The organism is Actinomadura scrupuli (genome assembly GCF_050971785.1).
GTDB lineage: Bacteria > Actinomycetota > Actinomycetes > Streptosporangiales > Streptosporangiaceae > Actinomadura_E > Actinomadura_E scrupuli.
This window is the reverse complement of sequence record NZ_JBPCCU010000006.1, coordinates 557313-578831: the sequence shown is the minus strand read 5'-3', so window position 1 is coordinate 578831 and position 21519 is coordinate 557313. Positions and strand designations below refer to the sequence as shown.

The 21519-nt window shown below is 67.9% G+C and carries 20 protein-coding genes, 1 pseudogene and 1 riboswitch; of the genes and pseudogenes, 9 read left to right on the top strand and 12 right to left on the bottom strand.

What is annotated here, in order from left to right; translation table 11 throughout:
- The first annotated feature begins 8 nt into the window (after positions 1-8).
- Positions 9-935, top strand: coding sequence for a M56 family metallopeptidase (locus ACRYCC_RS28275; protein ID WP_433816737.1), 927 nt, complete (start codon positions 9-11; stop codon positions 933-935).
- Positions 936-1099: 164 nt separating this feature from the next.
- Positions 1100-2209 (top strand): annotated as a pseudogene (locus ACRYCC_RS28270) (IS256 family transposase); the annotation flags it as partial.
- A gap of 20 nt (positions 2210-2229) precedes the next feature.
- On the opposite strand, the gene ACRYCC_RS28265 reads toward ACRYCC_RS28270, so the two are convergent.
- Complete coding sequence (locus ACRYCC_RS28265; RefSeq protein WP_433816736.1) at positions 2230-3177, bottom strand: NADP-dependent oxidoreductase; 948 nt, start codon at positions 3175-3177, stop codon at positions 2230-2232.
- Positions 3178-3271: 94 nt separating this feature from the next.
- Between ACRYCC_RS28265 and ACRYCC_RS28260 the strand changes: the two genes are divergently transcribed.
- Positions 3272-3685 (top strand): winged helix-turn-helix transcriptional regulator, encoded by a 414-nt coding sequence (locus ACRYCC_RS28260; protein ID WP_433816735.1) that lies wholly within the window; start codon positions 3272-3274, stop codon positions 3683-3685.
- 389 nt (positions 3686-4074) lie between these two features.
- Here the strand turns inward: ACRYCC_RS28260 and ACRYCC_RS28255 are convergent, their stop codons facing one another.
- Positions 4075-5106 (bottom strand): C40 family peptidase, encoded by a 1032-nt coding sequence (locus ACRYCC_RS28255; protein ID WP_433816734.1) that lies wholly within the window; start codon positions 5104-5106, stop codon positions 4075-4077.
- 3 nt (positions 5107-5109) lie between these two features.
- Positions 5110-5259, bottom strand: a riboswitch (cyclic di-AMP (ydaO/yuaA leader).
- A 326-nt stretch (positions 5260-5585) separates the two neighbouring features.
- Here ACRYCC_RS28255 and ACRYCC_RS28250 point away from each other — a divergent pair.
- From ACRYCC_RS28250 to ACRYCC_RS28240, 3 genes are all read left to right on the top strand, one after another.
- On the top strand, positions 5586-5993 hold the full coding sequence (locus ACRYCC_RS28250; protein WP_433816733.1) for a BlaI/MecI/CopY family transcriptional regulator: 408 nt from the start codon (positions 5586-5588) through the stop codon (positions 5991-5993).
- 443 nt (positions 5994-6436) lie between these two features.
- Positions 6437-7453 (top strand): C40 family peptidase, encoded by a 1017-nt coding sequence (locus ACRYCC_RS28245; protein ID WP_433816732.1) that lies wholly within the window; start codon positions 6437-6439, stop codon positions 7451-7453.
- A 282-nt stretch (positions 7454-7735) separates the two neighbouring features.
- Positions 7736-8920, top strand: a complete 1185-nt coding sequence (locus ACRYCC_RS28240; protein WP_433816731.1) for a L,D-transpeptidase — start codon at positions 7736-7738, stop codon at positions 8918-8920.
- 153 nt (positions 8921-9073) lie between these two features.
- On the opposite strand, the gene ACRYCC_RS28235 is transcribed toward ACRYCC_RS28240, so the two are convergent.
- Positions 9074-9256 carry a hypothetical protein gene (locus ACRYCC_RS28235; protein ID WP_433816730.1) on the bottom strand — a complete coding sequence of 61 codons (183 nt, stop codon included), beginning with the start codon at positions 9254-9256 and terminating at the stop codon, positions 9074-9076.
- Between the two features lie 21 nt (positions 9257-9277).
- On the opposite strand from ACRYCC_RS28235, the gene ACRYCC_RS28230 reads away from it, so the two are divergent.
- Entirely contained in the window at positions 9278-9601 is a 324-nt protein-coding gene (locus ACRYCC_RS28230) for a hypothetical protein (RefSeq protein WP_433816729.1), read from the top strand.
- 112 nt (positions 9602-9713) lie between these two features.
- Here ACRYCC_RS28230 and ACRYCC_RS28225 read toward each other — a convergent pair whose 3' ends face one another.
- Positions 9714-10706, bottom strand: a complete 993-nt coding sequence (locus ACRYCC_RS28225) for a glutathione S-transferase C-terminal domain-containing protein (RefSeq protein WP_433816728.1) — start codon at positions 10704-10706, stop codon at positions 9714-9716.
- Positions 10707-11459: 753 nt separating this feature from the next.
- On the opposite strand from ACRYCC_RS28225, the gene ACRYCC_RS28220 reads away from it, so the two are divergent.
- Entirely contained in the window at positions 11460-12005 is a 546-nt protein-coding gene (locus ACRYCC_RS28220; RefSeq protein ID WP_433816727.1) for a helix-turn-helix domain-containing protein, read from the top strand.
- Positions 12006-12187: 182 nt separating this feature from the next.
- Here ACRYCC_RS28220 and ACRYCC_RS28215 read toward each other — a convergent pair whose 3' ends face one another.
- The 7 genes from ACRYCC_RS28215 to ACRYCC_RS28185 all read right to left on the bottom strand — a co-directional run bounded on the left by ACRYCC_RS28215 (position 12188) and on the right by ACRYCC_RS28185 (position 19749).
- Positions 12188-13258, bottom strand: coding sequence for a peptidase C39 family protein (locus ACRYCC_RS28215; protein WP_433816726.1), 1071 nt, complete (start codon positions 13256-13258; stop codon positions 12188-12190).
- A 14-nt stretch (positions 13259-13272) separates the two neighbouring features.
- Positions 13273-14976 (bottom strand): dipeptide ABC transporter ATP-binding protein, encoded by a 1704-nt coding sequence (locus ACRYCC_RS28210; protein ID WP_433816725.1) that lies wholly within the window; start codon positions 14974-14976, stop codon positions 13273-13275.
- Entirely contained in the window at positions 14973-15788 is an 816-nt protein-coding gene (locus tag ACRYCC_RS28205) for an ABC transporter permease (RefSeq protein WP_433816724.1), read from the bottom strand. Before ACRYCC_RS28205 ends, ACRYCC_RS28210 begins: the two co-directional genes overlap by 4 nt.
- Positions 15785-16780, bottom strand: a complete 996-nt coding sequence (locus tag ACRYCC_RS28200; protein ID WP_433816723.1) for an ABC transporter permease — start codon at positions 16778-16780, stop codon at positions 15785-15787. Before ACRYCC_RS28200 ends, ACRYCC_RS28205 begins: the two co-directional genes overlap by 4 nt.
- A complete protein-coding gene (locus tag ACRYCC_RS28195; RefSeq protein ID WP_433816722.1) occupies positions 16750-18393 on the bottom strand; it encodes an ABC transporter substrate-binding protein in 1644 nt (547 codons plus the stop codon). The genes ACRYCC_RS28200 and ACRYCC_RS28195 overlap by 31 nt, the downstream gene beginning before the upstream one ends.
- Positions 18394-18545: 152 nt before the next feature.
- Complete coding sequence (locus ACRYCC_RS28190; RefSeq protein ID WP_433816721.1) at positions 18546-18770, bottom strand: hypothetical protein; 225 nt, start codon at positions 18768-18770, stop codon at positions 18546-18548.
- Positions 18771-18975: 205 nt separating this feature from the next.
- Positions 18976-19749 (bottom strand): SDR family oxidoreductase, encoded by a 774-nt coding sequence (locus tag ACRYCC_RS28185; protein ID WP_433816720.1) that lies wholly within the window; start codon positions 19747-19749, stop codon positions 18976-18978.
- 82 nt (positions 19750-19831) lie between these two features.
- Here ACRYCC_RS28185 and ACRYCC_RS28180 point away from each other — a divergent pair, with 82 nt between their 5' ends.
- Positions 19832-20461 (top strand): TetR/AcrR family transcriptional regulator, encoded by a 630-nt coding sequence (locus ACRYCC_RS28180; RefSeq protein WP_433816719.1) that lies wholly within the window; start codon positions 19832-19834, stop codon positions 20459-20461.
- Between the two features lie 214 nt (positions 20462-20675).
- On the opposite strand, the gene ACRYCC_RS28175 is transcribed toward ACRYCC_RS28180, so the two are convergent.
- The gene (locus ACRYCC_RS28175) at positions 20676-21428 is read right to left on the bottom strand and encodes a TIGR00266 family protein (RefSeq protein ID WP_433816718.1); all 753 of its coding nucleotides are present in this window, start codon (positions 21426-21428) and stop codon (positions 20676-20678) included.
- Positions 21429-21519: the final 91 nt, after the last annotated feature.

Below are 21519 nucleotides of genomic sequence, written 5' to 3'. Positions count from 1 at the left end.
GACTAGGCATGCTGACCGTAGCGATGGTGCTGACAGGCGTAGTGATCGTGTTGGGCATCTTGGTCGTACCGGTTCTCGGTCGGGCCCGGTGGATGTCGGCACATCCAAGTTCCGCCGTGACCTGTTGGTTGGGAACACTCGCGGGAACCTATGCGGCACTCAGTGCGCTGATCGTGTTGGCACTGCTGTCGCCGCCGACTCCTGGTCATGATCTTGTTGAGTGGCTGACCAACTGTTTGCCCCATCACGGTCACGCTGGCTTGATGATCGCCTCCTTGGGCAGCCTTGTCCTGGTCTCGATCTGCTACGCCAGGCTGGCTCATGGCGTCCCACGGCTATGGCGAACCATTCTGCATCGTCGACGGCATCGAGAGATGCTGGAACTCGTCGCGCACAAGAATGAAAGACACGACGACGTCCTTGTCCTGGACCACCCCATACCAGTGGCCTATTGCATCCCCGCACGCCACCGGCCCATCGTAGTGAGCAGTGGGGCTCTGCAACGATTGGAGACTCGCGAACTGAGCGCAGTTCTAGCGCACGAGCGTGCCCATCTTCAGCGGCGACACCACCTGATACTTCTCCTCCTCGACCTCATGCACGCCGCAGTTCCATACCTGCCAATCACCGGGCGTGCTCATGACAGAGTTCCGGTTCTCCTCGAGATGGCGGCGGATGACGCGGCCGCCGCGCGTTTCGGACCCCAGGCACTGATCAGCGCTCTACAGAAACTTTCCCAGAGCCCAAGCCCTTCTGGAGCTCTGGGGGCGATCGGCTCTGCATCCAAGCCGCCGCTAAATCAGCGATTGGAGCGGCTTGGATCGCCGGCGCCCCGAGGCTCTCGCTTCCTCGCACGGGCAACCGCCATTAGCGCTGTAGCCGGTCCGGTGGTCATCCTTGGCACAAGCATGGCCTACCTACCTCTGCCCTGCTAACTCCGCCATAGCACGGAGCCGGGGACCCACACGCAGGTGGCTCGCAGGGCGCGGTCGTGTTCTTTCTCCACGCTCTGGATCGTTCCGTCGCCGTTGTCCTTGACGACAAGGCCCACGTAGTTGATGCCCCGATCCCGGCCAGCACCGAGTTGGCGGCCGAGACGGACGGGGGAGGCCGCCGCCTTGTGGTCCGCAACGGCCATCACCAGCCCCGCACCGTGACCACCGCCGCCGGTCCGGTCGAGGTCAAGGTGCCCCGGGTGAACGACCGCCGCATCGATGAGGAGACCGGGGAACGGCGGCGGTTCTCCTCCAAGATCTTGCCGCCGTGGTGCCGCAAGTCCCCGAAGGTGTCCGAGGTCCTCCCGCTGCTCTACCTGCACGGCCTGTCGTCAGGGGACTTCGTGCCCGCGCTGGAGCAGTTCCTCGGCTCAGCAGCGGGCTTGTCGCCGGCGACCGTGACCCGACTGACCAAGCAGTGGAGCGACGACCACGCCGCCTTCCAGCAGCGCGACCTGTCCGACCGCGACTTCGTGTACGTGTGGGCCGACGGGGTGCACCCCAAGGTGCGGCTCGGGCAGGCCCACTCCTGCGTGCTGGTTCTGCTCGGGGTGCGGCTGGACGGCACCAAGGAACTGATCGCACTGGCCGAGGGCCTGCGCGAGTCCGCCGAGTCGTGGGCCGACCTGCTGCGCGACTGCCGACGGCGCGGCATGTGCGACCCCGAGCTGGTCGTCGGCGACGGCGCGATGGGTCTGTGGAAGGCCCTGGCCGAGGTGTTCCCGGCCGCCCGGCATCAAAGGTGCTGGGTCCACAAATCCCAGAACGTCACGAACGCCCTGCCGAAGTCCGCGCAGTCAGGCGCGACCAAGGCAATGCAGGAGATCTACAACGCCGAGGATCGCGCGCACGCGGAGAAGGCGATCGAGGCGTTCGCAAAGACCTACGGTGCCAAGTTCCCCAAGGCCGTCGCGAAGATCACCGAGGATCGGGAGGAACTGCTGGCCTTCTACGACTTCCCGGCCGAGCACTGGATCCACCTGCGCACCACGAACCCCATCGAGTCGACCTTCTCCACGGTCAAGCTCCGTACCAAGGTCACCCGCGGGGCCGGCAGCCCAGCCGCTGCTCTCGCGATGGTGTTCAAGCTGGTCGAGTCCGCCCAGGCCCGCTGGCGGGCGATCACCGGCGCCCACTTGGTCGCCCTGGTCCGTTCCGGCGCCCGGTTCGAGAACGGCGTCCTGGTCGAGCGGCGGGAGGACGCCGCTGCCTGATCACACATCACACGATCCCTTCAGACCGTGATCGCAAGCTTGCCCTGCACGCCGCCGGCAGCCAGCACCTCGTGCGCCTCGGCCAACCTCTCCAGCGGGAAGACCTGCTGCAAGTGCACTCGCAGCCTCCCCGCCTCGACCAGCTCGGTCAGTGCCTCCAGGCCGGCCGGGTCCGGCTCCACGCCGACCGCCGCGAAGCGTATGCCGGACTGCTCCGCCAGCTCCGGCAGGGTGGTGCTAAGCCGCTCCACCGCCGTCACTAGCACGCCACCCTGCCGCAGCACGCCGAAGGAACGCTCGGCGTTCCCGCCGCCCAGGGTCTCCAACACCACGTCCACCGGCGCGTCCCGGAGCACCTCGGTGTAGTCCTGGGTCCGATAGTCGATCAGCTGGTCCGCACCCAACCCGCGCAGGAAGTCGTGCTTGCCCACGCTCGCCGTGCCGACCACCTCCGCGCCCAGGTGCTTGGCCAGCTGCACCGCGACGTGCCCGAGCCCGCCGCCCGCACCGTGGATCAGTGCCCGTTGCCCTGGCCGCAGCTGCGCGATCTCCACCAGTGCGTGCCAGGCGGTCAGGCCGACCAGCGGCAGCGCCGCGGCCTCCTCGTGGCTGATCCCTGCGGGCTTGCGAGCCAGCTGCCGCGCGGGGGCGACCAGGTACTCAGCGTTCGCCCCGGCCGCGGCCGGGAAGTACGGCATCCCGTAGACCTCGTCGCCGACCTTGAACCGGTGCACACCCGGATCGACCTGCTCGACCACCCCGGAGATGTCCCAGCCAAGGACGAAAGGCGGCTCGCCCAGCAACAGGAAGGCGCCGGAGCGGATGAACAGTTCCACGGGGTTGACGCTGGTCGCCCTGACTGCGACCAGCACCTGCGTCGGTCCAGGTGCTGGCTTGGGTGCGTCGTCGACGAGCTCCAGCACCTCGGGGCCGCCGAAGGTCTTCTGGGTGATCGCGCGCATCGTCATGTACTCCTGTTCAGAGAGTCGCTTGGGATGCCCCTATCCTCGGCAGGCCGGTACCCATTGAACAGAAGGCACTTCAAAGGTATATAGGTACCTCATGGGTACTACTGACAACCTGCGCTTCTACGGCGGCGCGGATGCCTATCTGGCCGCCTGCCCCTCCCGCCAGATCCTGGACGTACTCGCCAACAAGTGGACCATGCTGGTCATGGGCGCACTGTCCGGCGGCCCGATGCGCTTTGGCGAGCTGCGGCGCCGCCTAGACGGCATCACCCAGAAGATGCTCACCCAGACCCTACGCACCCTGGAGCGGGACGGCCTGGTCACCCGCACGGTCTACCCGACCATTCCACCAAAGGTCGAATACGCGGCCACCGGGCTGGGCGAGAGCGTCACCGCGCTGATGCACGCGATCCGCACCTGGTCCGAGGAGAACATCAATGCCGTCCTGAACTCCCGCGACGCCTACGACGCCCGGGCCGCCCAGGAGATACAGCCAGTCACGGCCTGACCGCCTCCGGCTCGTCAGTGCCCGGTCGGCCTCTGACTGGTCACCGAGATCCAGCCCGGCTTGTTCACCCTGCGCCACCAGCAGCCCACCATCGCAGCTCAGCTCAGAACACCAAGTCCAGCGATCCACAACTCTTGACAATTACTCGCTGTCGGCCGGGATCGGGTCACTGCGTTCCTCAGCAGGAACGGTGCGAACCTCGCGTACGAAGCTTGGGGAGCGGCGTTCGAAGGCCCTGGGCTAGGCAGCCGGTGAGCCGGTGAGCCCTGGGTTCCGGTTGGCCGGCCCCTCATGGTGCTGCTGACGATGGACCCCGAGACCACCGTGTACGTGCTGGGTCGGGCGGCCGACGTTGGGACTATGGTCAGCTTCCTCATCAGTGGCCGACATCAGCCAACGCGTACGCCACCGGCGAATGGCCGACCTTCGATGGAACTGGTCTTCACAACGTCGCCGGTCTGCGGAGCGTGGACCATCTTGCCGTTACCGATGTACATGCCCATGTGATGCAGGTCAGAGTAAAAGAACACCAGGTCACCCGGCCTGAGCTGCGCCTTGGTGACACGTACGCCCGAATTGAACTGGTCGCCCGTGTAGTGCGGCAGGCTGACACCGACCTGCGCGTAGGCGTAGAGCGTCAGCCCTGAGCAGTCGAAGCCCTTGATGTTCGCGCCTTGCGCGATGCCGTAGCTGGGGCCCTTGGCATTGCCACCGCCCCAGGAGTACGGAGTACCAAGCCTGGCCAGGGCCGCCCGTACGGCGCCCAACGCCTTGGCCGACGCCCCGCCCGGGGCAACGTTCGGTGCCGGGCCGCCAACAACACCGGTCGTCGATTCGCCGAGCTTGCCCTTGACCTTCTTCAGCTCAGTACGCAAAGTCTGAAGCTTCTGCTCAGCCTGCTTACCGAGCGTGTTCACGCGCTCGGCCCGGTCCTGCGCGGCCTTCTGCGCCCGCGACGTGGCCTGCAAAGTCTGGAACAGTACCCGGACCTGGTCGCTGCCCTTCGAGGTGAAGTAGTTGAGGGTCGCCGACTGGTCGAGCATCTTTTGGGGGTCCCGGGAGGCTGCAAGCTGTACCGCGGGATCCAGGCCACCGTTCTTGTATCTCTCCGCGGCCAGTTGGGCGACCTTCACCCGCACCGTTTCCAGATTCTGCTGCTGGCTCCTAGCATTGTCCGCGGCGATCTTCGAGGCTCTCTGGGCCTGCTTGAGGCGGACCTGCAGCCCGTTGTACTGCTCGGTCAACTTCTCGAGCTGATCGGCTAGCTGTTTCTCTTTGGCGGTCAGCTCCTTGCGAGAGGGTTTGGGCTCGGCGTCCGCCGATACCGCCGGAAGGAAACCGACCAATGAGACGGCGATGACGGCGGCTGAGGTCCACCTGGCCACCGCGTGAGATGCGGTTCGGTGCAGTTGTCGATCCACGCAAGGCCCTCTCCCATGCCGCCTACCGGGTTAGCCGACGGGTTCGGGCCAGAGTCGCCCTACCGCTCGTCATCGGGCGGATTCGCCCCAGGTGACACTGGGTCCCCGGTTCCCTTGAGCGGTGAGGCTCTCAGGATTCGGCGGTGCCATCGCTGCTCCCGACGAGAGCACGGAGCGATGTCTCCTACAGAACATAGGAGGATGGGCTCCGTTACGCCACTAATGTGGGCAAAACCCGCGAATCTAGCGCTTGACGTCCAGGGAGCCCGTCACGGGATCATGGGCCCACTGAAGGGCCCGTAGCAGCCATCGGATCGGTCGTCCAGGGCAGCAGCAAGCACGCAGCGGACTCGAAGCAAGTTCGGCAATGGCTGCAGCCGCAACCACCGATCCGTTCTACTACATTGGATGGGATCTCAGGTCCTGCAGGGGCCGGAGCGCTGGCCGGCCGGGCGGCAGGGCGAGGGGTGGCGGGGAGCATGACGAGCAAGGGTGTGCTTGAGCGCCTGATCATGGATGTGCTCTGGGCCGCGGAGAGGCCGTTGTTGATCCGCGAGCTGAGAGAACGTGTCAACGCCCGGGGAGATCGGGCTCTGGCCTATACAACCGTTCAGACGGTGGCCGACCGGCTGGTGAGCAAGGAACTGCTCGTCAGGACCCCGGAAGGTAACGCATACAGGTACGGCCCGGCCCAGAGGCGTGAAGACCATGTGGCGTCGCTGATGCTGGAGGCCCTGTCCGTGTTGCCTGATCATGGCCCCGCGCTGACCCGGTTCGCGCAAGGCATCGATCCGGCAGACGCGCATCGGCTGCTAGAAGCTCTGTCCCAACGAGCTCTTGGTGCTTTGAGCTCGTCCGACAAACCGGATGCCGACTCCTCCGCCTGAATACGGCAGCACCTCCGGACACTCGCGGTCACAGCCTTGCGTGGATGAGCGCAGCGCTGTCTGCCGTCACGCCATCCGTGATAGTGGCTGGCTGGTCACCGCGATAGCCGTGACCTGCTAATCCACCCCTGGATGAGCCTGTTCAGTGGTACGCCCGCCCCAGCACCGGCTAGCGCCCAAGCCTCCTACAATGCATAGTAGACACCCTGGAAATCGGCAGATTGCGCGAAGAGGGAGCGCTGGGCCGCACGTGATGAGGGAGGGCTGCTGTGCAGAGGCCAAGCCATCGCGTGTTGCCGACGGTGATCGGTGTCGCACTAGTGACGACATTGGTCGCCAACGTGGCCGTCGTACTCGCTCACAATTCGAGACCCTCGACGCCGCACGACAGGAATGCACGGTACATCGCCGCCGCCCAAGAATCCCGGATATCGTCACCCGTCGTGGCGCCCCTGCGGCATCGCCTGATGCCCCATCTGCTGGTCGCGGCAGCCAGCGCGCTCCCGTCCGACCTCGCAGGCAGAGTGCGCCAGGTCAAAGGAGTGCGGGCCGTCGAGATCGTCGATGCGGCGCAGGCGCTCGTCGCGGGCAAACGCGTCGGGTTGCTCGGTGTCGAACCCTCGAGTTTCCGTGGCTATACGCCTAAGCCCACGGCCGAATCCGATGGGCTGTGGCGCAACATCTCCGATGGAGACATCGCGATCTCCTTCACTATGGGCACCGATGGCGGCGTACAACTCGGAAGTCAGGTGACAGTCGGCGGCAGCCAGCGACGGACCCAGGCTCGAGTAGGCGCATACGCCACGATGGGGATCGCAGATGTCGAAGCCGTGGTCTCCCACAGGACGGCGCAAAGCCTCGGGCTGCCGAGCGGCAACGCCCTGCTCATCAGTGCACCCAAGACCGACTTGGCCAAGCTGAGCCGCCAACTGCGCGGTGTACTGCCACGTCAGGCAAGAGCGGTGACTCTCAGCCCGAAGATCGAACCCCTAAGAGCCGGGGCAGTCCCGGAGAGCGGCAGAGGCATGCTGCCGACCGCTCGTGGACAGGTACTCACAGCAGAACAGGTCCAAGTAGCGATAGGCGCCGCGCAGTCGAAGCTCGGGATGCCTTACGTCTGGGGCGGTGAGTCCGATGCCGAAGGGGGATACGACTGCTCAGGCATCCTGCAGTATGCCTTTGGCAGGGCCGGGGTGCGGCTGCCGCGCGTGGCCGCCGACCAGGCCCGAGCCGGATGGATCATCCCGTTCGGTAAGGCCCAGCCTGGTGACCTGCTCATCTGGGCTCACGACCCGACGGCTCCGGGCCGCATCTCGCACATCGCGCTGTATCTCGGTGATGGAAGGATGCTCACCGCGCCGCACAGGGGCGCCGTCGTGCGGATTCAGCCGGTGTACTTCCAGAACTTCAAGGGCGCCGTACGCATCAATCCCCGGCAGGCCGCCGGCATCGCCGGCTGACAGATGACAAACCCTCACCGAGGGTTTCGCCAGCGCTCACGTCCTCGAACCCCCTCCCACCTACCTGACGTAGGAGAGTAGGCGGTCCGCGACTCTGGGCGAAAACGTCGGATCTTCCAGCTCAGGCGGCGAATACAGCCCACATGCCATGATTCGCTGAGGTTCCTGAGTGCAAGTCTCCTACAATGCATAGGAGTTTGGTCTCCCGTCGCAGGGTGGAGAACGTATATGCCGCATGAGCCTGGATCGATACGCACTGGTGGCGGCTGGAGGGCTGCCGGGGTGTTCGCCGCCGTCGGCTTGCTCGTGGTGGCGTGCCAGAGCAGCGAGGGCGCCGGCCGTAAGCCGCGGGCCGGCATCAGCTCGCCTATGGCGCCCACTGCGAACGTCTCGATCACGCCCGCGGACGGGACCGGGCAAGCACGTCCGGATAAGGGGATTTCGGTGACGGCGGCAGCCGGACCGCTCGGCACAGTCCAGGTCACAGTCAACGGGGTCAGAGCCGAGGGAGAGCTCACCGCGGATGGGACGCGATGGCAGTCGCGGTGGCCGCTCGCCCCAGGCAAGACCTACCAGGTAACCGCCACGGCAACCGGCGAGGGCGGGAAGGTGACGACCCTTACCAGCCAATTCACCACCACGCGTGCGCAGCAGACCATCAGCGCCTCAGTCACCGGTCCCGCCGACGGCGCCAGGGTGGGCGTGGGGATGCCGATCATCCTCAACTTCAGCCAGCCGGTCTACAACAGGGCCGAGATCGAGCGCGCACTCGAGGTCCAGGCATCTACGCGCGTCGAGGGTGCCTGGCGGTGGATGGGCGATCAGCAGGTGATCTTCCGGCCACGGACGTACTGGCCCACCGGCGAACGGGTGACCCTGATCGCGCATCTGAACGGCGCCCGGGCGGCAAAGAACGTGTATGGGACGAAGGACCTTCGACTGCGTTTCACAGTCGGTGACGCCCTAATCAGCACGGTCAACACCAAGAACTACACCATGACCGTGCGGCGTAACGGCAAATTGATCCGCAAGATGCCGATCAGCGCCGGCAAGGCCACCGAACGCCGCTTCACCACCACCAATGGCATCCACGTTGTGAGCGAGAAGGTCTCGCCTGTCGTCTTCGACTCCGCAACGGTAGGCATCCCTAAAGGCGATCCGGCGTACTACAAAATCAAGGGGTACTGGGCGGTTCGGATCAGTGACAGCGGCGAGTACGCCCACTCCGCCCCCTGGTCCGTTCCCGACCAAGGCAAGCGTAACGTCAGCCATGGCTGCGTCAACGTGGGCCCGGCGAACGCCAAGTGGTTCTACCAGCTGAGCCGGCCAGGCGACGTCGTCATCGTCACCGGCACCAACCGCCAACTCGAACCGGACAACGGCTGGGGCTACTGGCAACTCTCTTGGAAAGAATGGGCCTCCGGTAGCGCTCTGAAACGCTCACTCACCACCAACCCGACAATCTGAGACACCACCATCGCACGAACGAGAGGGGCGAGGCGCACGGTCATTACGCTAGCCACCAGGCTAATGTGTGCGCATCAGCAGGGGGTTACATCGGCCGGGCCGGGCGGACAAGCTGGACTTCGGCGAAAAGATGGAATGGGACGTCCTTCCCATTCACATTTCGTCGGGGGTCTTGATGTTCCGGCGGCGGATGCCGAGGCGGACCAGGACGATGAGCGCGACTTTTAGCACGACGATGGCCAGGACGGCGTTGGTGGCCAAGCCGCTCCACTGCGAGTCCGCCAGGATGGTGCCGGCCGGCCCCAGGTGCAGGGCGACGACTAGAAGCACAGCCACCGCGAGGACGATCGTCTGGAGGTGGGCCGGAACGCCGCACAACGGCTGGAGGCGGTCCTGGAGGCGTTCGCAGCGATCTCCCACCATCGGCACGACACCGACCTCGCGGCGGTGCTCCACCGCGGCGCGCACGTCAACCACGCCCACCAGCGCCTGCACATGTTCGTCCAGGAGCTGGTGGCCGACGCGGCGGCGGCCGGAGCCGTGCGCGCGGACCTGCCAGCTGACGAACTCGCCACTTTCTGCCTGCACGCCCTCACTGCCGCCGGCAGCCTGCCGACCCAAGCCGCAGTTCACCGACTCGTCCAAGTCGTCCTGACCGCGCTCATGAGAGATCAGCTCTAGGTCTCACGGCTTCAGGTGGTCCCACGCCCGCAGGAGAGAACCTTGACGGTTTCCGGAGATGCATGGTTATGGGGCATAGGCGGCGCCGAGGAAAGTGACACCCGGCGAACGCTCATCCGAGTTTTTCGCGGCCGTGCGGAGCGTCCCAGTCGGCCTGGTGAGGTTCGACCGCGATCCGCCACGGGGAGTCGTTGAGAAAGCTCGGCTTGGGCTCGTCGATGAAGTGGGCGAAGGAGTCGAAGTCTGTGGTGTCCCGGAACGCGGGCGTCTGATAGAGGTCGCGAGCGTAGGCCCATAGATAAGGGAAATCCACCAGCCGCCGCTCGCTGACCTTGGCGAGCGGGTTGTAGCCGAGGTCGAAGCGGGCCAGTGTTACCCACAGCCGCACATCGGCCTCGGTGATCTGGGCGCCGAACAGGAACCGGCGGTCGGCCAGCCGCTCGTCCAACTGCTCGAAGGTGGCGAGCAGCCGGTACCGCAACCTCTCGTACTCCTCCTGCGTGGTGGCCCCGGCGACCCGGTAGGTGCCGTTGTTGACGGTTTCGTACACCTGCTCGTTGAGCGCGTCGATTTGCGGGCGCAGTGCCTCCGGGTAGAGGTCCAGGTCGTTGCCCCACGCGTTGAAGGCCACACCCAGATCGATGGTGATATCGGGGAAATTGTTGCTGACGATCTTCCCTGTGGTGCGGTCCCACAGCGTCGGCACCGAGATGTGTCCCCGGTAACCCGGTTCGGTCGCCTCGTACGCCTCCCGCAGGAAGCGAAAACCGTTGACCGGGTCGGCGCCACGCCGCTCCCGGAACGCCCAGCCGCGCGAGTCGCGCACGTCGTCGACGTACGACAGGGAGACGACGTCGTCCAGACCCTTGACGGAACGGACGATCGCCGTGCGCTGCGCCCACGGGCAGAACCAGCCGACGTACAGGTGGTAACGGCCCCGCTCGGCCCGAAAACCGCTGGAGCCGTCTGCGGTGATCCGGCCCTGGAAGGGGTATACAGGCCGATTGAAGCCCTTGCCGCGCTCGAATCCGTTGCCGGGACCGTACTCCCCGTAGGTGTCGTAGTCCACGGGAGCCGCGTAGGGAGACTCGGTGGATTGTGTCATCGGTTCCACTCCTCGATAGGTGGGTGTCAACCCAGGATGCGCGCCATGCCGGAGCCCCCGGCGAGCGGGGCTCCTGCAGCGAACGGAGGGAGTCTGACGCGATTTTCCTATCTTACCGGTATGAAAAATTGACTACCGGTGCAAACCTCAGTGCTGTGAGCAGCGAACCCCTGACCATCGTCGTGGTGGGAGCCGGCCCCGGCGGCACGGTCATGGTCGATCGCCTGACCGCGAACGCGCCTGCCAGGTGTCCCACAGTTCGAGATCATGACGAACATCCTGATCCCCGCCGGCGCGGATCCCGCCCTCGTCGACGACTGGGTGCCGGTCGGTCAGGAGCGGGCCAGCCGGAAACGTCACCGCTGCGGTCCGCGGACGCGACCTTTTTGCGGCTAACGTCCGCCGTCTTCGGCCAGGCCCGGGCCTGGCGAAGTACGACGACGTAGAGGCACTCAGGCTGCTCCTGCATGCGCACGGAAGCAACCCCGCAGCCGCACGGTTGGCACTGGGTCCCTACGCCGTGGCGGCAGAGGTCTCGGGCTCCGCCCTGGACTTCATTCCCGCGCGATACCAGTTGGCCGGCCTGGTGTTCTCCGCGAGACTCCTGCATCGGCGGGACGTACGAGAACGCGCGGCCCGACTATCGCAGGAGAACGACGGGCGATGATGCGCATCAGGGGGAACGCGGCTTACCGCACCGACCTGGCCTGCGGATCGTCCTGGCCGGGGCCGGGGGCACGCCATCATGTCCGTATGAGTGCTTCCGCGAGTCAGATACGTGCGGCGATCGCCGGCAACCTGCGCCATGCCCGGCAGTCCGAGGGGCTGAGCATGCGCGATCTGGCCGACCGGGCCGGGGTGAGCAAGGCCCTGCTCTCGCAGCTGGAGCGGGGAGTGGCGAATCCGACCATCGAGGTGCTGTCCGGGGTGGCGACCGCGCTGTCGCTGGAGCTCGCGGATCTGATCCGTACGCCGTTGTACGAGCCGCAGGTGCTGCGCGCCCTGACCACCGAGGACGGAGAGGCCCGCACGCTGTTCTCCAGCCCGGAGCGGCGCCGTTTCGAGGTGTACGAGGCGGCTCTCCCAGCCGGACAGGCCCGGGACAGCGCCCCGCACGGCCGGGGGTCAGAGGAGTTCGCCTACGTCATCTCCGGCATCGTCACCCTGGAGGTCGCGCAGTGGACGGTACGGTTGCGCGCAGGTGACGCGGTGCGCTTCTCCGGGGAGACCGAGCACAGCTACCACGCGGGCGGCCGCCCGGCCCGGCTGCTGACACTTCTGTCGATGCCGTCCGACTGAGCCTGCCGTTGGCGGTCTCCGCCAACGGCTCAGTCGTCGGGCGCGGACTCTGCGGAATCGTCGATGGCGGCGAGTTCCTCCGTGGACCAGTGAGACGCCCGGCCCGCAGGTCGTCGGTCACCGAGCGCAGCCACTGGAGTTCGGCGGCCGTCACAATGGCTTCTTCAGCCGGGGATGAACCGTCACGGGCGGCGCAGCACCACCATGCCGCGGTAACTCGGCGTCCCGTACCAGGCCAGCCGGTCCAGAGTGGCGGCGGGCAACGGCAGGTCCACGGCGTCGAGGAACGTCTCGCCCAGGTCGGCGTCGGTCCACGGGTCGTTGGCGTAGAAGACGTCCCCGTCCACCGAGTGCACAGTGATCCAGTGCGGGCTGCTCTCCGCGTGCATGCCGAGTTGCTCGATGAGCACCAGGGCGATCGCGCCCTCCGCGAGCACCGCGCGCAGGGTGCCGAGCTCGAAGGCCTCGATCCGCACGCCGAGGCCACGGGCGGCCGCCTCGGTCCGGAAGCCCCGTTGCAGGAACTCGCGCAGGTCGCGTTCCTCGTCGTTGCGGCACAGCTCCAGCAGCGTCGTGCGCTCGGTGGACAGCAGAACCTCGGGCCTCGCGCCCTCGTCCGCCGCGGTGAGGGCGAGCCCGAACGGCTCACAGCCGCCCACCGTCGTCGCCGTACGCCACAGGCGCATCTCGTCCTCGCGGGTCGGCTCGGCACGCAGGCCCAGCGCGGACAGCCCCATCAGCAACGCGGCCGGACCGCAGGTGAAGTCGGTCGTCTGCCGCATGTACGGCACCGGCCCGCGCGGCGGACGGACCCGCCAGCGCACCTGCCCCAGCCCCGGATCGCCCTGCTGCGGGCCGACCACCGGACCGGCCCAGCGCGGCACGGGAACCTCGGTGTACCCCCGTTCCAGCGAGCGGGACCACTCGTGGTCGCGGGCGCCGAACTGCCGCTTCACCGCGACCGCCCCCTCCCGCCAGGCGCGTTCCTCGATCGCCTCGATGACCAGGTCGCCGGCCGCCGGGTCCGGCGCCCACACATCGACGATCTTGCGGTAGGCGGTCAGGGGCCGGTGCACCTCGAACGCGGCGGCAGCCAGCCTGTCACCATGACGCGCGGTCACCAGCGTCGCGACCTGGATCCCGCCGTGCAGGCTCCAGCGTCGCAGCAGCCCGGCCGGCAGACCGGCGACGCCCTCGGCCACCCCGGTCGCCTCGCCGATCACCGGCAGCACGTCGATCCGAAGTTCCGGCATGATCCGCGATTCCCCTATTCCGCCGTTGGCACGCTGGCCAGCAGCCGTTGTGTGTACGGGTGCTCGGGGGCCGAGAGCACCGAACGCGCCGCGCCGGTCTCGACCACCTTCCCCTTGTGCATGACATAGACGCGGTCCGCGACCTGCCGGGCGATGGCCAGGTCGTGGGTGATGAACAGCAGGGTCAGCCCGAGCTCCCGGCGCAGCGAGGAGAGCAGGTTGAGCACGCCCGCCTGCACCGAGACGTCCAGCGCCGACACCGACTCGTCGCAGATCAGCACCTCCGCGCGCGGTGCCAGCGCGCGGGCGATCGCGACGCGCTGGCGTTCCCCGCCCGCCAGGGCCCGGGGCCTGCGGCGCGCGTAGGTCTCCGGCAGGCCCACCAGCGTGAGCAGCTCCCCGACCTCCGACTTGGGCCGCCCGGCCGCCGCGAGCGCCTCGGCCAGGGACGTGCCCACGGTCAGACCCGGGTTCAGCGCGGAGTACGGGTCCTGGAAGACGATCTGGATCCGCCGGGGACCGGGCGCCGCGCCCGGGAAGTCGATGACGCCGGAGTCGGCCCGTTCCAGGCCGACGACGCACCGGGCGAGCGTGGTCTTGCCCGAACCTGACTCCCCGACCACCGCCACCGCCTCGCCCCGCCCGACGTGCAGGTCGATCCCGTCCAGGGCGGGCGTCGACGCGCCGCGGAAACGCTTGGAGAGCCCCCGCACCGTGAGCGCCGCCTGGGCGGGCTCCGGAGCGCTCTTCTCGTCGGCCGGAGCGGCGGGCGGCGGCACGGCGGCCCGTTCGGGACGGAGGCAGGCCCCGCGATGCCCGGGCGCCACCTCCGTCAGCGTCGGCTCGATCGTGCGGCACGCGTCGTCGGCGAGGTCGCAGCGCGCGGCGAACGCGCACCCGGCGCCCAGCTCGTTCGGCTGGGGCATCGAACCGGGGATCGTCGGCAGCACCGCGAGCCGGTGCAGCAGCGGCGGGTCGCAGGCGGCCAGCCGCGCGGTGTACGGATGCGCCGGAGCGCCGAGCACGTCGGCGGCCGGGCCCTCCTCGACCAGACGCCCCGCGTACATGACCATGATCTGGTCCGCCCGGCTGCGGACCAGCCGCAGGTCGTGGGTGATCAGGATGAGCCCCATCCGCCGCCTGAGCTGCAGATCGGCGATGAGTTCGAGCACCTCGTGCTGGGTGGTGACGTCCAGCGCCGTGGTCGGCTCGTCGGCGATCAGCAGGTCGGGGTCGGCGGCCAGCCCGGCGGCGATCGCCACCCGCTGCCGCATGCCCCCCGACAGCTCGGACGGGTACTTGCGGGCGGCCTCGGCGGGCAACCCCACCTCGGCCAGCAGCCCGGCGACCCGCTCGGCGCGCCGCCGCCGGTCCGCCACCGCCCAGCCGATCTGGTCACCGCACCGGTGCACCGGCGACAGCGAGGTGAACGGGTCCTGTAGCAGCAGCGCGATCCGCGAGCCGCGGACCCGCCGCCACGAGGAGGCGGCGCCGTCGGGGTCGAGTCTGTCGCCGTCCAGCTCGATCAGGCCGTCGGCCCGGACGCCGGGGGGCAGCAGCCCGCTGAGCGCCTTGACCGTCATCGACTTGCCGGAGCCGGACTCGCCGACGATGGCGACGGTCTCGCCGTGCCGGACCGTCAGGTCCAGACCGGCCACGATGACGCCGGACGGCCCGGTGACCCGCAGATCCCGGGCGCGGAGCAGCGGAGCCGTCATCGGGCCGCCACTCTGCGGTCGAGCAGCTCGGACATCCGGTCGCCGAGCAGGTTCACCGCTGTCGCGGTGAAGATGATCAGGAGTCCGGGGACGATCGACGCGAGCGGGTTGTCGCCGAGCAGCTGGCGGCCGTCGGCGAGCTGCCGCCCCCAGTCCGGGGCACCCGGCGGGACACCGAGACCCAGGTACGACAGCGACGAGAGGGCGACCAGCGCGAAGGCGACGTTGAGCAGCAGGTTCGCGGCCACGATCGGGACGATGTTCGGCGTGATGTGCCGGAACATGATCCGCCAGGGGCCGATGCCGAGCACCCGGGCCGACTCGATGTAGGGCCGGGAGACCTGCTCGATCACCGAGGCCCGGACCAGCCGGACGTCGGAGGGGGAGAACAGCACGATCAGCACCCCGACGGTGAGCCAGTACCCGCCGCCGAGCAGCCCGGCGATGACGATCGAGAGCAGCACCGCGGGCAACGCCAGCAGAAGGTCCGCGTAGCGGCCGGCGAGCAGGTCGACGAGGCCGCCGTGGTATCCGGCGACGGTGCCGAGCAGCACCCCGATCACCATCGAGCCGCAGGCGACCAGCAGCGGACCGGCCAGCGCCGAACGGGCACCGGCCAGCGACAGCTCCGCGATGTCGCGGCCGAGCTGGTCGGTGCCGAGCAGGTGGCCGTCCACCCCGGCCCCGACGACGCCCGTGTAGAGGTGCTGGTCCAGCGCGTGCGGGGCGAGCAGGCCGCCGGCCAGCGCGCAGACCGCGACGACGGCGAGGATCGCCACCGACAGCACGGTCGTCACCGCCGGGCGGCTCACCGCCGCACCATCCGGGCCCGTACCCGCGGGTCGATGGCCAGATACGCGAGATCGACCACCAGCGCGCTCATCGACACGATCAACGCCACGATGACGGTCAGCGCCTGGACCACGGGAAAGTCCTTGAACAGCACGGATTCCTCCATCAGCGCGCCCAGGCCGGGCAGCGCGAACGTGACCTCGATCAGCACCGTGCCGCCGAACAGGTAGGCCACCATCAAGCCGAGGCTGGTCACGATCGGGATCGCGGCGTTGCGGAGCACGATCCGCAGCACCCGGCGATGCGAGAGCCCGCGGCTGCGGGCGAACATCACGTAGTCCTCGCCGAGTTCGCGGATCACCGCGGCCCGGGTCAGCTTCACCACGAACGCGCCGAGGCCGAGGGCCAGCGCGACGGCCGGCAGCACGAGATGCCACAGCCCGTCGAAGAACCCGGACCCGGTCCCGTAGATCGGGAACCAGCCCAGTCCCACCGCGAAGACGTACAGAAGGATCAGGCTGACCGCGAAGCCGGGCGCGCTCACCCCGACGACCGCCGCTCCGACCAGGAGCCGGTCCGCCCACCGGCCGCGCCGCAGCGCCGCCATGACCCCGGCCGGTATGCCGACCAGCACGGACAGCACGAAGGCCAGCCCGGCGATGGCCGCGGTCACGCCCAGCCGGTCCACCAGCATCCGGCCCACCGGGCCGCCGGTGCGGATCGAGGTGCCGAAATCCCCGGTCAACGCATGGGTGAGCCAGCGCCAGTACTGCTGCAGGAACGGCTCGTCGAGGTGGTACTGCGCCCGGATGCCGGCCAGTGCCTCCGGAGTGACGCTGCGGGTGCCGAGCAGGTTGCGCGCGATGTCACCGGGTGCCAGGAACATCAGGCTGAACACCAGCAGCGACAGCGCGAGGAGCAGCACGATCGCCGCACCGATCCGCTGGACGGCGAAGACGACGATCGGCCGGCTCACCGCGCTCATCGTGCCGCGTACACGTGACCCGGCCATGCGTTCAGCAGGGTGTACGAGCTGTAGTCCTTGACGCCGATCGCGTCGGTCATGGCGGTGGCGGCCTGCCCCCACCACAGCGGCGCGTAGGCCACGTCGGCCGCCTGCGCCACCTGGGCCTGGATGAGCAGCGCCGCTCGCTTGGCCGGGTCGGACTCGGTCCCGGACTTGGCGATGACGTCGGCGACCTGCTTGTTGGCGTACTTGGCCGGGTTGCCGGCGGACAAGAACCAGTTCGCGAGCTCGCCAGGGTCGCCGGTGGTGTTGAAATACCACATGTAGCTCAGCGCCGGGGAGGTGTTCAGCTCGGCCAGCCACTGCTCGATCGCGAGTTCCTTCACCTCGAGCGTGATGCCGATCTTCTTCAGGTCGGCCGCGAGGGCGAGCGCCGCGGTGCCCAGCTGCGGGCCGGTGTTCGGGTACGAGATCTTGGCGGTGAAGCCCTTCGGCGCCGACGACTGGGCCAGCTCCTGCCGGGCCTTGTCCAGGTCGTACCCGTACTGGGGGACCGCGGCGAGCCGGCTGGCCGCCTGCTCGGCCGTCCACAGCCCGCCGAACTGCTCCGGTGTGGACAGGGCGGTGGCGACCCGGCCCCGGCCGTGCAGGATGTCCTTGACGATCGCGTCCCGGTTGACCGCGTACGCGATCGCCTTGCGCACGTGCACGTCGTCGAACGGCTTGGCGGTGGTGTTGAAGGTCAGACCGACGTACGAGCGGTCCGGCGCGGAGACCACCCGGGTCCTGGGCGCCGACTCCCACTGCCCTGCGGCGGCCGGCGGCACGTTGAGCGCCAGGTCGGCCTTGCCGGCCTTCCAGGCCAGCAGCCGGGTGTTGTCGTCCGGGATGAAGTCGAAACGGATCTTGGTGACCTTCGGCCGGGTGCCCCACCAGGTCTCCACCCGCTCGAACTCCACGTGCGAGTCCGGGGCGAAGCCGGTGACCTTGTACGGTCCGGAGCCGACGAGCAGCGCGGACGCCGTGCCGATATGCCCCTTGGCCTTCTGCCAGGCGGCCTTCGGCGCCACCCAGAGCGCGTCGGCGTTGGTGGCCACCCAAGGGAAGGCCTCGTTGCGGGCCTTGGCGGTCAGCGTGATCTCGTGGTCGCCGGACTTGACGGCCTTGGCGAGGTTCGCCCAGTAGCTTGCGGTGCTCGGGGAGATCTTGGTGTCGCGGGCCATCTCGATGGAGTACAGGATGTCCTCGGCGGTGACCGGGCTGCCGTCGTGGAAACGGGCGTCCGGGCGGAGGGTGTAGACGTACGTCGTCTCCGACGTGCGCTGTACAGCGGACGCGAGGCCAGGCACGATCCGGCCGGCGGAGTCGACGCCGGTCAGCCCCTCCATGCAGATGTTGGCGACGAAGTAGTTGAGGATCCCCGACTCCTGGCCGGGATACAGGGTCGACAGGGACCCGGGCAGGGCGACCCGCAGCAGGTCGATGGTCTTGCCGGTGTCGGTGCCCGCCCCGGCCGACGCGCTGGAGTGGTGCGTGGCCGACGATCGAGCCCCGCACGCCTCCAGGAAGGCCGATGCCGACAGCACCGTCGCCCCAGCGAAGGCGGCCCGCAGGACACTACGCCGGCTCGGCAGAGCCGTTCCCTCGTCCAGAACCATGGCGACCACCATCCAAAAATGTCTACTGTCACTGGCCAATCGGATTGCCATAGTAAACACCGAGAAGACACAACTCCGCTACCTGCATGTTTGTGAGCTTTGCAACCGATCTTCGTCAGTGGCCGGAGTGTCGCGGGGGAGGGTAATCGCCGTCAGGAGGCCAGGTCGTCCAGGGAGTTCAGGCGGATCTCCACCGCCTGCGCCTCCGGGACCTTCAACGCCTGGAACGGGTCCAGCGCCTCGCGCCAGCGTATCCGGGCCGACTCCTGGCCCTTGACGTGCAGCAGCACGCCCGCGATCCCGTCGTGGACCTTCGCCCTCTGGTAGAGGGTCGCCGATCTTCCGGACCACCGTGAGCGCCGCCTCGAATGCCGCATCGCGGCGGAGTATCGCCCTGTCTCCCAGCCGATCATGGAAGCCGAACCGGTGCGCGGGCTCCTCCTGTAGCAGGCTTGCACCGACGGCATGTGTTTAGGGGCATGCAGTTGCGGGGTCCAGGTAATTACGGATGTGGCTCTTGACCCGAGGTGTTCCCTGCTGATCCCGGTCAGGACAGGGTGGGAAGCCGGGCCATCTGAGGGCTTACAGTCCGGCGCCGCCGGTTGCGTCGATCACTCTGCCGGTGACCCAGCGGGCGTCGTCGGAGGCGAGGAAGGCGACGATGTCGGCGATGTCGGCGGGTTGTCCGACGCGACCGAGGGCGGCCAGGGAGGCGGCGTGGGCCTGGGCGCCGGGGTTTCCGCGCAGCCATCCGGCGTTGACGTCGGTGTCGACGATTCCGGGAGCCACCGAGTTAGCGGTGATGCCACACGGGCCCAGTTGCTTGGCCAGGTTCAGTGTGAAGGTGTCCAGGGCACCCTTGGTGGAGCCGTAGGCCATGGCCTCAGGCATGGCCAGGCGAGCCGCGCCGCTGGAGATGTTGATGATCCGGCCGCCGTCACGCAGCCGCTTCAGCCCTTCCTTGACGATGAAGAACGGTGCCCGGACGTTCACGGCGAAGACCTCATCGAACCCCTCCTCGGTGAGCGAGGCCAGGTCGGCGCTACGGCCGATCCCGGCGTTGTTGACGATGATGTCGACGCCGTCGCCGGGGGCGTGGGCGCCGACCTGGGCGTCGAAGGCGGCCCACAGAGCGGCCGCGTCGCCGTGGCTGCCCAGTTCCGCCCGGATCGCAAAGGCCCGGCCGCCGTTCTTGCCGATCCGCTCGACGACCTCGGTGGCCGCTGTCTGGTCGCGGGCGTAGGCGACCGCGACGACGGCGCCGTCACTGCCCAGCCGCTGGGCGATGGCGGAGCCGATTCCCCTGCTGCCGCCGGTGACCAATGCGACCTTGCCGTCCAGTGCGTGTGCGCTCATGGTCGGTTCCCCTCTATTTATTGATCGATGACTCAAGAAATAAGTTAACATGTTTTTTGAGCGATCGCTCTACAATGGGGACATGAGTACGGCAGGTGCGACACGGGGACGCCCCCGAACCTTCGACCGCGACGCGGCGCTGGCCGCAGCCACCCGACTGTTCTGGGAGCGCGGCTACCAGGCCACCTCGGTCAGTGAGCTCACCGAGGCGATGGGTATCAGGCCAGCCAGTCTGTACGCCGCCTTCGGCGACAAACAGTCGCTGTTCAAGGAGGTGGTGGCCACTTACGGGCACTCACCCGTCGGCGCCTTCGTGGGTGCAGCCCTGAGAGAGGAACCCACCGCCTACGCCGCGTTCGCCCGCATCCTGCGCGAGGCCGCGGAAATCTACCCCGACCCCTCCCACCCAGCCGGGTGCCTGACCATCACCGCCGCCACCAACGTCGCCGTCCAGGACGCCGACATCGAGACCTTCCTACGCGACCTGCGCAACACCAACCTCAAGGTCTTGCAGGACCGCCTTACCGCCGCACAACAAGCAGGAGAACTACCCCGCGACACCGACCCCCACGCCCTGGCCGGATACTTCGCCACCATCATCCAAGGAATGTCACAACGCGCCCGAGACGGAGCCGACAAGACCGAACTCATCCAGGTCGCCGAGCTGGCCCTAGCCGCTTGGCCCGCACACCGACCATCCCAGCGGCACTGACCTGCCTCACAGCCACACCCAGCGAACTGACCACGCCAGCACGGGCCACCCTGGACGCGTACGCTCCACCATCGCGCACCAAGTCGTAATGTTGGTACGCCGCGGCGATCCAAATCTGCGCGCGGCGATCACCGTCGCGAAGACCAGGTAGAACATCGGCCGTACCTCCGCGCCCAGGAGGTCCCGGACCTTCCAGCCGACATGGGTTCAGGGCTCAGCGATCGCCGATGGTGAAGGTGAAACCCGACGACGAACGCCGGCCGCCGCCCTGGTGCGAGTGGTTGCTGCTCGCGAACGGCAGTTTCCGCTTGAGCCAGTCGACCAGCGACTGCGGGTTGCGGGACTGCAGAAGTATCTGGCCCGGCCCGGTGAAGTCGAAGACCATGCCCTCGCCGGAGAGGTACGACTGGACGATGTTTCCCTCGACCGCCTCCCGTAGCCGGAAACCGACCTCGGCGTCGTAAGCGACGACGTGCCCGCTGTCCACGGTCATCCGTTCGCCGCTGCCGAGTTCATAGGTGTCGATGGCGCCGTACGCGCCGAGCACGACCCGACCCTGGCCCTCGGTGCGCAGCACAAAGGAGCCCTCGGGGCCGGAGAAGTTCTTCACTCCGCCCCAGGAGGTGTCGAACGTGACGCCGGCCTCGTGCGCGATCCACGAACCCGCGGTCAGGAAGAAGGGATTCTCCGGGGACACTCGGATGGTCACCACGTCACCGGGCAGCTTGGCCGCCACGTCGATCCACCCGCCCTCGTCGGGCGCCGTATAGGTCGTGATGAAGAACGACTGGCCACCGAGGAGCTTGCGCCGGACCCCCTTGAGGATGCCGCCGTCCACCCCGGAGTCCATGCGCACACCATGGCTGGTCGCGTACATGGCACCGGCACCCACCTTGACCTGCTCATCCGGCTGGAGATGGCAGCGGACCACCGAGAAGTGCGGTGCATGTCTGGACTCAACGCGCATGGCGGGACAATACGACACCCGGCTCTGCCGGTGCTGAATAATCATCCGGTGAACTGACCAGGCCCGACACGGGCCTTGATACAGCACCGAA